The sequence below is a fragment of the Methanothrix sp. genome (assembly GCF_024518575.1).
Taxonomy (GTDB): Archaea; Halobacteriota; Methanosarcinia; order Methanotrichales; family Methanotrichaceae; genus Methanothrix_B.
Genome location: NZ_JANIHG010000042.1, coordinates 1 through 12,108 on the forward strand (window position 1 = coordinate 1; position 12,108 = coordinate 12,108).

Genomic DNA, 12,108 nt, shown 5'->3' on the forward strand with positions numbered 1-12,108 from the left:
TGGATAGAGATCATAATGCAGCCATAAACGTTCTCAGACTGGGGCTACAGTCTGTGGCGAAAGCCTAGATGCCCGCCAATTCATTGGCGGGAGTAGTCACATCTCTGTGAACCTTCTGGGTCTCGGCTCGGCCTTGTTATCTTGCAGCCAGTGTCACTGCTTCAGTCTGAAGACCGGAGTTTCCGATGCCCCTGTGCACCAGAGGCGACTGAGATGGAGGGGTCTTGTTGGGACTTTCCAAGATCAGAATATCCTGATCCTGCCGGATACGAACTCATCGACGAGCCTGTCAGCTCTTCCCAGCCAGTCATCCAGTATCGACTCAGCCTCGTATCCTGCCCTCTCCGAGCCGGCGATGCTCAAGGCCTTCATGAGCGGCTGATCGAGAGGAGAGCCGATCCTGCTCACCAGTGTGACTTGTGCCTCCTGGACTCCGTCAAGCCTCGAGATCTCCTCGGCTGCGCGCTGCGCTATCACATTGTAGATCTTGCCGACATGGTTCACGGGGTTCTTGCCCGCGACCGCCTCCATTGTCATGGGTCGCATCGGAGTTATCAGCCCGTTAGCGCGGTTGCCTCTTCCTGTGGCGCCATCATCCCCCATCTCGGCTGATGTTCCAGTCACTGTCAGGAAGATATTGGAGTCGTGATCTGCAGCGTTGACGTCAACCTCAGCATAGTAAACGCTCTGGATGGTCTCCCTTATGCGGTATTTCATCTCCAGGTAATCATCCATGGAGAAGATGTACCTTGAGATGGCGGCTGCTGCCACGACCACCTTCACCCTGTCGTCGAACCTGACGGCCATGATCTTCCTGTCCTCGCCGACCCCCTTCATGCCCTCGATCATGCTGTCGATCTCGAGCACCATAGACTCGAGCGGTCGCAGCGGCGCGAAGCCGGATCCGATGGATGTATCGTTTGCTCCCTTTCCTATCAGGCTTCTCAGCTCCGGAGAGCCCTCCCGCGTCCTGGGCTCCACCACGAACTCGTCCAGGTGTCTTACAGCCCCTCTCAGATATGAGGTCGCAGCATCTCTTATGACCTCGCTCAGGGAGGATCTCACAGACGTGGCCCGGCCGCCGACCACGATGGCAGGCGGCTCAAGTATCCGGCCGCCCCCGAACCGCGGCTCTGCCTTCCCGCCTATGATTAACACCTTGTCCACGTTGTGATGCATGATCTCGCCGAACTCCTCCATGTAGATCCTGCAGAGCTCCCTGGATATGGACTCCGAGATCCCATCTGCAAGTGTGTCCGGATGCCCTGTGCACTTCCTCTCCACAACCTCAAACCGCGGGAGCTCGAAATTTCGAAATGTGATTAGAGTATCCGACATCCATAGATCGTGCTTCCTGAAGCTCAATATAGTTGCTGGTCGAACGCACTTCAGGGCTGTTGAGCTGTGGGCGTCACCTATTGCTTAATGAGTTTCGCTGCCTCTTCGCCACAGGAGGTCGCTCTATGGGCATGCAGAGATGAAATGGAGAGTCAAGCGTGCGATGTGACGGCGTGCGCGTCAAACAGGTCCGGAGCACGCTGATCTCTGCTGACATTCGTTCCCTCCAGGTTGGGGTGACCCCCATAACCAAAAGGCCGATATACATCAAACGCTTTAGCGGCCGTGGAAAAAGGCGATACGATGTTTGTAGGAATAGACGTCGGTGGAACAACAACCAACGCGGCGCTGGTGGACGGCAATAGAGTTGTTAAGACCGCCATCGGCCCGACTGACCATCAGGAGATCCTCGGCAGCCTGCTCAGAACAATGGACAGGCTGATCGAGGGCGTTGAAGTTGAGAGGATCGAGAGGGTTGTGCTCAGCACCACGCTGATCACAAACCTCATCGCGGAGGGAAAGGCGGAAAGGGTCGGCCTCGTTCTGATACCCGGACCTGGGGTCAATCCGATGGATTACAGGTTCAAGACAGAGCCTGTGATACTAGAGGGCGCGGTGGATTACAGAGGAAGAGAGATCTCCCCACTCAGGGACGATCAGATAAAAGCGGCTGCGCAGAGGCTTGCAGATCAGGGCTACAGAAAAGTCGCAGTCGTGGGAAAGTTCTGTCAGAGGAACCATGATCATGAGATCCACGTCAGGGAGATGTTCTCGAAGGCCGCTCCGGCGATCGAGGTCGAGATGGGGCACAGGGTCTCCGGCCGGCTGAACTTCCCGCGAAGAGCTGCCACCACAATGCTGACCCTCGCGACCCGAGACCACTACAGAAGGTTTGCGGAGCAGGCGGAACGCGCCATGCGTGAGCGCGGAATAAAGGCTCCGATATACATTCTGAAAGCAGATGGCGGAACGCTCCCGCTGGACAAATCACTGGACAGGCCTGTTGAGACGATATTCTCGGGGCCGGCCGCGAGCGTTATGGGGGTAATGGCACTGACCCCGGAGGGGCAGACATCAGTAGTCGTCGATATAGGCGGTACAACAACAGATCTTGCGCTGATACTCTCCGGAAAGCCGCTTCTCTCATCGAAGGGCGCGAAGATAGAGGAGATGCTGACCCACGTGAGGGCTTTTGCTGTGCGCTCCATAGGGATCGGCGGGGACAGCGTCGTCAGGGTGTCAGACGGAAAGATCACCGTGGGGCCGGACAGGGCGGGGCCTGCATTCGCGCTGGGCGGGCCGGAGCCGACGCCTACAGATGCTCTAATGGTTCTTGGCCTCACAAACTTTGGGGAGATGACCCTCGCTAGGAAGGGTGTTGGCATAACAGCTAAGGCACTCGGATGCAGCATAGAGGATGCGGCCAGAATGATAGTCGATACTGTTGTCGAGAGGATAGTTGATACCGTGAACATGATGTTTCTCGAGTGGGAGCAGGAGCCTGCATACAGGATCTGGGAGCTGCTCCAGAGGACAAAGGCCAGACCGCAGAACGTTGCAGGAGTCGGGGGGGCTTCACCGCCTCTTGTGCCGCTGGTTGCAAAGAGACTCAACGCGGTGGCAATCATTCCGGAGCACGCGCCTGTGGCCAACGCGATAGGCGCTGCGGTCGCCAGGCCCACGATGACGCTTAGCCTCAGGATAGATACCGAGAGAGGCATGTACACAGTTGAAGAGGATGGCACGCTGGGCGAGGCGAAGGGCAGAAACCTCAGCCTCGAGGGCGCGCAGGAGATGGCAAGAAGGCTCCTGAGGGAGCGGGCAGAGCGCTTCGGAATCCAGGATTACGCTGACGAGGCGGAGGTGGTGGACAGTGAGGTCTTCAATATGGTCCGGGGTTGGTCGACTGTTGGAAAGCTTATCGATGTCAGGATGGAGATCCCGGCAGGAATCATCACATCCTGGAGGGGAGAGCATGGCAGCTGATGTTCACTCGAAACAGGAGGTCTCAAAAATCGATGCGGCCGAGAGGAGAATCGAACCGCCCGTGAGGCCCGCCAGGACCTCCTCTGTGAGAAAGACCGGCCTGATATTCTTCCCCGCATTCGACTGGGCAATATCCCCCACGCATCCAGAAAGGGAGGAGCGGCTTCTCTACACGAGAGACCAGATCTTTGAAGAGGGGTTGATGGACTTCCCGGAGATCGTCGAGTACAGGCCGCGTCTGGCTGAGCTGAAGGATGTAGCCAGGGTCCACTTCTGCGTTCCTGACGTCCAGTCACAGGTTACCGAGGCTCACCTCATAGCAGCAGGCAGCACTCTCGTCCTGGCTGATGCTCTGATGAGGGGAGAGATAAGAAACGGCTTCGCTCTTGTACGCCCTCCCGGCCACCATTCGATGAGAGTGGTTCACGGCAACAGGGGGTTCTGCAACATCAACAACGAGGCCATAATGGTCGAGTACATACGCAAAAAGTACGGCATCAGGCGCATCGCCATAGTCGACACAGATGTGCATCACGGAGACGGGACCCAGGACATATTCTGGCATGATCCCGATGTGCTCTTCATAAGCTTCCACCAGGACGGCCGGACGCTCTACCCGGGCTCGGGATTCACCAGCGAGATGGGCGGGCCTCTGGCTCTCGGAAGAACGCTGAACGTGCCGTTGCCCCCGGGGACGACTGATGAGGGGATACTGTACGTCCTGGAGAACCTTGTACTTCCAGTGCTTGAGGAGTTCGATCCTCAGCTCGTCTTCAACTCAGCAGGCCAGGACAACCACTACACTGATCCTCTTGCGAACATGAGGTTCACAGCCCAGGGTTACGCGAGGCTTAACGAGATGCTTGCTCCGGATATGGCAGTGCTCGAGGGCGGTTACGCCATAGAGAGCGCGCTGCCGTACGTCAACACAGGAATAATCCAGGCGATGGCCGGGCTCGATTACTCAAATGTGAGAGAGCCGGACTACGTTCCCGGCAGGTTTGTCCTGACATCTGAGATGAGGAGATCGATAGAGGCCACGGTGAACCACCTCCTCACGATCTGGGAGAGCAGGGATGACCTTGTTGCAAAGGCGAGGCAGGAGCACGGCAGGGTTTACTCCAGGAGGAAGAGGATATTCTACGATACAGACATGATCACCGAGGGACAGGAGGAGACGCTGAGGATGTGCACAGAATGCCCCGGCTATCTCACGGTCTCCACACAGGCTGCCAGGGGATACGGCCGGCTGAACACAGCATTCTGCGTCTCAGTGCCGCTCTTCGCATGCAGTAGCTGCATCGAGGATGCGCGTGAGGAGTACGAGGAGCACAAATCCGAGATGAAGTACGACTATGTGTACCTCCAGGAAAAGCCGTCTGACAGGTTCAGAGCCTACTGCACCAGAACCAGAAACGAGATCGTCCTGTGAGATGGCCGCAGCCCGTATATCAGATGAATCTGTGCTCAGGGCGAGGGGCGCTATCAGGGCGAGGGCCCTGGAGTTCCTCAGGGTGCTTGGGGAGGTTGAGCAGAGCCTGTTGAGATTCCCTGCGGGGACCAACAGGCTCGCCAGGGCGCTTGCGCTCCTCGAACTGGCCTATCTCCCTCTCAGGCCGGAGATGTGCCCTTTCTGCATCGAGTACGCAGATAATAGATGCTCGGAGTGCGGATACGCAGAGACACACGGGGGCATATGCAGCAACGATAATTCAAGGTTTGTTCAGCTCTCAGATGCCATCATAGATCTGGGTATGTCGATAAAGTTCGCGGAGCAGGATGATATCGCAGAGGATGACCTTCGCAGCTCCATCAGCTCTGCTCGAAGGGCCACAGATGCGCTGCTGTCAGATCTGGACGAGCTCGATGCAGCCGGTCTGATGCGCGCCAAGGCGAGGTACATAAAAGATATACTTTGCGCGCTACCTGTGCGGGGATCGCTCGATCCCCTCAGACAGAACTGCATCATGAGAGCTGAGCTGTACTGGTGAGTCCAGGGCTTTGCTTGAATTTCGCCTGCTTTTCATGTGCTGGAGCTGGAAAGTGACAATGGTCATCAGCACTGCCGTGTTGAATAATGTTTGAGGATCCGATAGCCTAGGCTGAATACATGCAGATCCAAATTCTGGCAAAGACCGATAGCATCAGACACGGAGATATTTGCTATTCAAAACAAGCAATCATCAAAATAGACTTCACGCACAACATCTGCAATATTTTATACATCTTGCGGCCAAAAAGCTTAAATGGATGATGTGGATACGGAGATGAGCGGGCCGCCATAACTCAGCTGGTAGAGTGTCTGGCTGTTAATCCGGCAGATACCAGAATGTCACAGGTTCGAGCCCTGTTGGCGGCGCTATCGCCACTTATTCTTTCTTGATTTCATGATTTCTATCCTTGTCTGGATATCGATCCCGCATAGCTCGTGGGCTCGATTCATCGAATGGCCTCCGGGGAATCGCCATCCACTGGCGCATAATGAACGATCTCAGTGCGATTGATCTCAGCAACACAGGTACCCAGCAAGGTCGTCTGGAATAGCAACTGACTTTCTCCCCCCTGAAGGGCGGGGCTTCCTGCGCTTCGACTTTGTCGAAGCCCCTCAACGTCAAGTCGAAGGTCTCATAGATCTGGCTATCCAGTATCTCCACAGGCTCTACCCCTCAGTCCGAGGGTGAGTATGTTCAACGCTGCTTTATGATCTCAGTTTCAGCCCGCAATTCGGACAGGCATCGGCTTACTCCTGAAAGATGGGAGTTTGCGCACTGCTCGATCCTATCATGGCGCTTCAAGTCGTCAGAAACTCCAGGTGCGCATCTGCAGCCGTCAGGTAGATACTTATGATATGCCACCGGAACCAGGACGGAGGTGAGCGGGCACGGGATCATGGCCTGTGTCCATCGTATGGATCTTGAGGGATATGCCAAGCGTGGGCTGAGGAGAAATGACCCGGATGTCGGGAGGAAGCTCGCAGATCTCATAGTTGAGATAAAGGGCATCAGCAGGGAGAGGGCGGAGGCTTTGGCGGGAGCTGTGCTGCAGGAGGCAAGAGCAACGCTAAATCCCCGTGGGGATGTCTTCGAGCTTCAGGGCTCCGGCGTGAGCATGGGCGAGTTCGGGGTCGGATCGCGGGGCCTGGGCGACTTCTACATGCACACGAAGATCGCAGAGGTCATAGGAAGGACAGGCGCAGTCGTGGACTCTTCAGAGCTGGATGATTCAGGAGTGGTGAAGGCTGGCGACAGGTATCTCGTCGTCACTGTTGATGGGATGCACTCCAGGCTGAGCGACTATCCTTTTCTAGCAGGCTTTCATGTTACAAGGGCTGCGCTGCGCGATATCCTGGTGATGGGTGCGAGACCTGTCGCCCTGTTCTCAGATGTTCATCTTGCAGATGATGGAGATGTCGCAAAGGTGCTGGACCACATAGCCGGCATCGCCACTGTCGGAGAGCTTGTGAACGTACCGCTGATCACAGGCAGCACGCTGAGGATAGGCGGGGATATGGTCATAGGCGACAGGCTCACAGGCTGCGTCGGTGCTGTTGGTGTGGCAGACAGGATCACCCCTAGAAAGGATGCAGCGCCGGGGGATGTCATAATCATGACAGAGGGCGCTGGTGGAGGAACGATCTGCGCTGCGGCTCTCTACTACGGGATGCATGATGTTGTGGAGGAGACGCTCAACATAAAGTTCCTGGAGGCTGCAGGTGCGCTGATCGATGAGCGCCCAGAGATACATGCGATGACGGATGTGACAAACGGCGGGATAAGAGGGGATGCGAAGGAGATATCCCACACAGCTGGAGTGAAGCTGGTCTTCTTCGAGGAGCGGATGAGATCTCTTGTCAACCCGAGGGTCCTGGAGATGCTTGAGATGCTTGAGATAGACTATCTTGGAGTATCGATAGACGCCCTTCTGATAATCGCCCCTGAGAGCGAGGCTGGTCGGATACTGGAAATCATAGAGAGAGCAGGCGTCGCTGCTGATCTCATTGGCAGGGTCGAGAGAGGCTCTGGTGTGGAACTCCATACGAGAGATGGGATCAGAGACTTCTCGCCCAGGTTCAGGGAGTCCGCGTACACTCCCATAAAGAAGTTCGTTGGCGAGGAGGCGACGAGGGACTTCGAGGAGATGCGCGCGCTCGTGGACACAGCGACAGAGCGCGCGATCGAGAAGAAGAGACGATTCGTGGAGAGGATCAGATCGAGGCGATCAGGCAGCTCAGCCTGATTCATTGATGATGCACAGATGGTGTGAGCACAGTTCACCGGGTGTCATCCCCGTTATCTGTGACCGATAGCCATTGATGGAGACCCTTCAGGGCGCAAGCTCGGGGAAAGCCTGTACGGGAAGATATACGTGATCCGATAACGTGAATGCGCCCCGCCCAGAAGTGAGGGGTCTTCTCGCTTTGCCCTATCCACTCCCAAAGGTAGAAGCGCTTTGAATATGCCTGTACTGAGGTAGAGCTTGTCGAGCAGTGGCTGCTTTATAGTAGCCACTCTTTCTACACTGTAAGATATGAACCGAACCGGAGAAACCTTCAACTGCGATAAAAGCAGTCGAAGGGCTTCGATGTGCAGTCGAAGCGCAGGGAGCCCTGCTGTTCATGATGGAGAGGCAGTCACCGATCCTGTGACGGGTTTCAGGATACCAGATGAATGGCTCAGGAGATCGTCTCTGGAAGATATCAAGGAGCGGATAGAGAGCGGCATGTGGGTTCTCCTCTCGAACGGCCAGGTGCTCCGCAGAGGTCTGACCACAGGGACAACAGCATCAGCTGCATGCAAGGGCGCGGTGCTCTCCCTGGTTGGAGATGTGGATGATGTTGATGTCTGGACTCCATCTGGAATACGAGTGAGGGTGAAGGTGAAAGCATCCAGTGGAAGATGCACCGCTAAGAAGGACGCCGGCGATCACAGCTCTGACATCACTAACGGCATGAAGATCGTCGCAGAGGCTTCGCCATCCGAGCACTCTGAACTCATCGCAGGAGATGGCATCGGGAGGATCGGGAGAAGTGGTCTCTCCGCGGATATCGGCAGACCCGCGATAAGCAGATCCGCGCATGCTCAGATAATGAAAGCGATCGAGGAGGGCCTCGCAGAGTCTGGGCTCAGCGGAGCCACGGTGAGCCTCTCGGTTCCTGATGGGAAAGAAATCGCTCTCAGGACGCTGAACCCGAGCGTCGGCGTTGAGGGCGGGATATCGATTCTGGGGTCAACGGGATTCGTCGAGCCATGGAATGAGCATCTTGAGTACAGCATCTCTGAATCGCTCAGCGAGCTGGAGAGGGTCGTGGCCACCACGGGGAGGACAGGTCTCAGGTACAGCAGGATCCTCTTTCCGGATCATACCGCGGTGCTAATCGGATCAAAGCTTGATATGCTCAGGATGCGCGCTGGCCGGGAGACCGTGCTCTGCGGCCTTCCCGGGCTCATACTAAGATGGGCAGATCCTGGGATACTCGATGGCACCGGATATGCGACAGTGGCTGAGATGATCGATCGGGAGCCGGATCACCCGGCGATCACCAGAGCGCTTGAGCATCTCGGAAAGATTCTTCCGGGAACGAGGATAGTTCTGATAGAGAGAGACGGGAGGATCTACAGGGATACGGGAGTGAGTTGAGCGAGCTTCAGCCGGTCCTGTCCGGATATTGTGTAGTCTCTGAAGAGTCTCTGAAGATGGAGGCGATATGAAGATCGTGGGCGTTGGTGCAGGTCCTGGTATGATCACGCTGGAGGCGATCGAGGCGATAAGGTCAGCGAAGCTCATCTATGGCTCGGAGCGGGCGATATCTCTGGCGGGAGATCATATACCACCTGGCTGTGATGTCAGGGTCATCCGGGATTACAGATCGCTGAGGAGCCTGCCGGATGATGCTGTCGTCCTCTCAACCGGGGATCCAATGCTCAGCGGCCTTGGATATCTTGGAGGCCATATTATCCCTGGGATATCAAGCATGCAGGTCGCATGCGCGCGCCTCGGCCTGAGCCTTTTAAAGGTCGTGCCGATAACATTTCATGGCCGCAGGATGGATCCAGAGGCCGTCGCGTTCGAGCTGAAGCACGGTAGATGCGTGTTTCTTCTCGCAGATGACTCCACAGATCTGGACGCGCTCTGCAGGTACCTGGAGGATGCGGGAATCCACAGGGACGTCGTGGTTCTCAGAGATCTCGGATATCCGGAGGAGAGTATGACAGTGGGCACGACCAGAGATCCGCCGGAAGCGAGAGGTCTCTTCAGCGTGGTGATTGGAGATCTGTGATGATGTCCAGCGGAATTGAGACCGCCATGTTACCGGCAATCTGCAGCTGCCTTTTCACGCAACCAAGGATAGCGATGAGGCTCTTTCAGTAGATCGGTATTCATAGAGGCTCATCCCGGTGGCTCCTGCAGATCGATAATCTCGCAGAAAGATGCAGAGTTGGTTGATGTTGGTTTGCGAGACTTCAATTTTAATGTAAGGGTACGTTTTTTTATCTCATTCGGACAGATTCACTCCACAAACGGCAACCTATTTATGCATTTGTCTCTTAACAGTCTTCACATGAAGAGCATGGTTAAGGTTTTTATCGACCACGAGCATCTCCTCAAGGTCATGAACATCCTCACAGAAGTGGGAATTACGGGCTTTTACATCTATGAGTACAGGGGCATGTCTCCCAGCGTCTGGAAGGATTTCCGCCTCAGGGAGGATCCAGAGATGACTCTCGACGCTATCAGGAACTTCTCCGAGCCGGGGGTTATGGTGAATACCGTCGTCAGCTCGAACAGGTGTGAACGTCTTGTTCAGAGCCTGGAGCAAGGTTTAAAGGGAAAGAGGTTCACAGTGATCATACAACCAGTGACATCTATAAAGGTCAGAGGAGATTAAGTTTAATGCAGAGCATGAAGGAAGAGGTAGAGTCCACCCTTGAGTCCATACGGAATGTGCTCAGAATAGAGGGTGGGGATGTAGAGCTTGTGGATATAAACGATGGTGTTGTCTATGTGAAGCTCACGGGGAGCTGTGCAGGGTGCCCGTTTTCCCAGATGACTCTCAAGAACTTCGTGGAGCGTGAGCTTAAAAAGAACGTATCAGGCGTGAAGGCTGTAGAGGCTGTATAGCTCTACTGCCCTGTCAATTGCTTAGAGCATTCTGATTTAGACTAGAACTGCTACGAGGTAATATCTGTGTACCCGAATAAGAAGGTCCAGTCCCTTATAGGCACCAAGATACAGGTTGAGATGAAGGGCTCTCAGAGGCATGTACTCGAGGGCATACTCAACAGCGTGGATGAGTATCTCAACCTGCACCTCCTGGAGACCGTTGAGATTGTTAATGGAGAGAGGACCAGGTCTCTGGGGTCTGTGATTCTGAGGGGAAACAACATAATACTGATCAGCCCGGTTGAGTAGGATCAGGGGGAGGGTGTGATGATAGAGGAAGCGCTGGAGTATATCAGATCCAACCCGGATGGAGTTCTCCAGAGCGATCTCTGGAAGGCCCTGGGAATCGACTCGCGAAAGTGCTCCCGGATAGTCGCAAAGCTCCTCAAGGATGGACTGATAACAAGGGAGGAGGAGCTCGCCGAGGGCGTCAGGACTTACCGGCTCAGGGCAGTCGAGCGACCGGCGTGCACCGATCGATTCACCCCACTTATGGCATCTGACATCTTCGATCCATGTGCTGGATGCACCGATGAGTGCGTTCCGGAGCGATGCCCAAAGCTGAGCGAGTGGCTCTTCGCCCTGGCGTTCAGCAAGAGCACCGGCCAGAAACCGCATGCCGCTGCAAGCCTGTGAGATCTCACGCATACATGCGAACCGAACTTCTCATCGGGATCATGATCTTGGTGGTGGGATCGGTCCGCTGAACGGCCGATTCCACATCAAATGCTACAGGAGAGAATGAGCCGATTTTGGGATGCGTGTGCGGAGTGTGCTCATTCAGACCGGCATTTCAACATCTCCTTCAGCCCATCCTCAAGCCCGTATTCGGGAACGTATCCAAGAACCTCCTTGGCAAGGGTGATGTCTGCCACAGAATCCCGCAGATCGCCGGGGCGCGGTTCGGTGTAGATCGGTCTGATGTCCTTCTTCAGGATTCTTCTTATAGAATCTAGCAGGCGGTTCAGGCTTGTGGCATATCCAGTGCCGATGTTGATCGCAAGACCGGCGGCTCGGGGAGACAGACATGCGAGGATGTTAGCACGCACGACATCTTTAACATATACAAAATCCCTTGTCTGCTCTCCGTCGCCATATACCACAGGCTGGCTGCCTGAGAGCACCGCGTTTATGAACCTCGGGATGACTGCTGCATACTCAGATGCAGGATCCTGGCCGGGGCCGAAGACGTTGAAGTACCTGAGGGAGACGCACTCAAGGCCGTATATCTCATAGAATACCCTGCAGTACTCCTCTCCCACCAGCTTCGTCACCGCGTACGGGCTCATTGGCCTCGGCGCTGCGCTCTCCCGCTTTGGGAGCTCTGGAGAATCCCCATAAACAGCGGATGATGATGCGAACACAACCCTTCTTACGCCACAATCCCTTGCCGCGACAAGAACGCTGAGAGTGCCATCGACGTTGCTCCTGTTCGTCGTCATCGGATCCGCTATCGATCGCTGAACTGATGGAAGTGCAGCCTGATGGAGCACGTAGTCCACAGATTCAAACTCTCCTTTAAGCATATTGATGTCGTTGATATCGCATTCCACAAACCTGATGCGTCCCTCCAATCCGCGCAGGTTCTCACGCCGCCCCGTGCTCATGTTATCGATTACGATC

12 protein-coding genes and 1 tRNA gene are annotated in these 12,108 nt (G+C 55.5%); 11 read left to right on the forward strand and 2 right to left on the reverse strand.

Annotated elements, in window-relative coordinates:
* Window positions 1-243 precede the first annotated feature (243 nt).
* Window positions 244-1,338, reverse strand: a complete 1,095-nt coding sequence (locus tag NQU42_RS07375; protein ID WP_296610298.1) for a methionine adenosyltransferase — start codon at window positions 1,336-1,338, stop codon at window positions 244-246.
* A gap of 303 nt (window positions 1,339-1,641) precedes the next feature.
* On the opposite strand from NQU42_RS07375, the gene NQU42_RS07380 reads away from it, so the two are divergent.
* The 11 genes from NQU42_RS07380 (at window position 1,642) to NQU42_RS07430 (ending at window position 11,121) form a co-directional block, all read left to right on the forward strand.
* Window positions 1,642-3,324, forward strand: coding sequence for a hydantoinase/oxoprolinase family protein (locus NQU42_RS07380; protein ID WP_296610300.1), 1,683 nt, complete (start codon window positions 1,642-1,644; stop codon window positions 3,322-3,324).
* Window positions 3,314-4,756 (forward strand): histone deacetylase, encoded by a 1,443-nt coding sequence (locus tag NQU42_RS07385; protein WP_296610301.1) that lies wholly within the window; start codon window positions 3,314-3,316, stop codon window positions 4,754-4,756. The genes NQU42_RS07380 and NQU42_RS07385 overlap by 11 nt, the downstream gene beginning before the upstream one ends.
* 1 nt (window position 4,757) lies before the next feature.
* Window positions 4,758-5,315: a hypothetical protein gene (locus NQU42_RS07390; protein ID WP_296610303.1), complete on the forward strand. Its 558-nt coding sequence runs from the start codon at window positions 4,758-4,760 to the stop codon at window positions 5,313-5,315.
* Between the two features lie 284 nt (window positions 5,316-5,599).
* Window positions 5,600-5,683, forward strand: a tRNA-Asn gene (locus NQU42_RS07395).
* 548 nt (window positions 5,684-6,231) lie between these two features.
* Window positions 6,232-7,560 (forward strand): AIR synthase-related protein, encoded by a 1,329-nt coding sequence (locus tag NQU42_RS07400; RefSeq protein WP_296610304.1) that lies wholly within the window; start codon window positions 6,232-6,234, stop codon window positions 7,558-7,560.
* A gap of 345 nt (window positions 7,561-7,905) precedes the next feature.
* Window positions 7,906-8,961, forward strand: coding sequence for a cobalt-precorrin-5B (C(1))-methyltransferase (locus NQU42_RS07405; protein WP_296610305.1), 1,056 nt, complete (start codon window positions 7,906-7,908; stop codon window positions 8,959-8,961).
* Between the two features lie 67 nt (window positions 8,962-9,028).
* Entirely contained in the window at window positions 9,029-9,601 is a 573-nt protein-coding gene (locus tag NQU42_RS07410; RefSeq protein ID WP_296610307.1) for a cobalt-precorrin-7 (C(5))-methyltransferase, read from the forward strand.
* 282 nt (window positions 9,602-9,883) lie between these two features.
* Window positions 9,884-10,210 (forward strand): MJ1244 family protein, encoded by a 327-nt coding sequence (locus NQU42_RS07415; protein WP_296610309.1) that lies wholly within the window; start codon window positions 9,884-9,886, stop codon window positions 10,208-10,210.
* Between the two features lie 5 nt (window positions 10,211-10,215).
* Complete coding sequence (locus NQU42_RS07420; protein ID WP_366070283.1) at window positions 10,216-10,443, forward strand: NifU family protein; 228 nt, start codon at window positions 10,216-10,218, stop codon at window positions 10,441-10,443.
* 66 nt (window positions 10,444-10,509) lie between these two features.
* Window positions 10,510-10,734: an LSM domain-containing protein gene (locus tag NQU42_RS07425; RefSeq protein ID WP_296610313.1), complete on the forward strand. Its 225-nt coding sequence runs from the start codon at window positions 10,510-10,512 to the stop codon at window positions 10,732-10,734.
* Between the two features lie 18 nt (window positions 10,735-10,752).
* Window positions 10,753-11,121: a MarR family transcriptional regulator gene (locus NQU42_RS07430; protein ID WP_296610314.1), complete on the forward strand. Its 369-nt coding sequence runs from the start codon at window positions 10,753-10,755 to the stop codon at window positions 11,119-11,121.
* 140 nt (window positions 11,122-11,261) lie between these two features.
* Here NQU42_RS07430 and NQU42_RS07435 read toward each other — a convergent pair.
* Window positions 11,262-12,108 (reverse strand): SDR family oxidoreductase (locus NQU42_RS07435; RefSeq protein WP_296610316.1); only part of this gene is annotated, 847 nt, incomplete at its 5' end.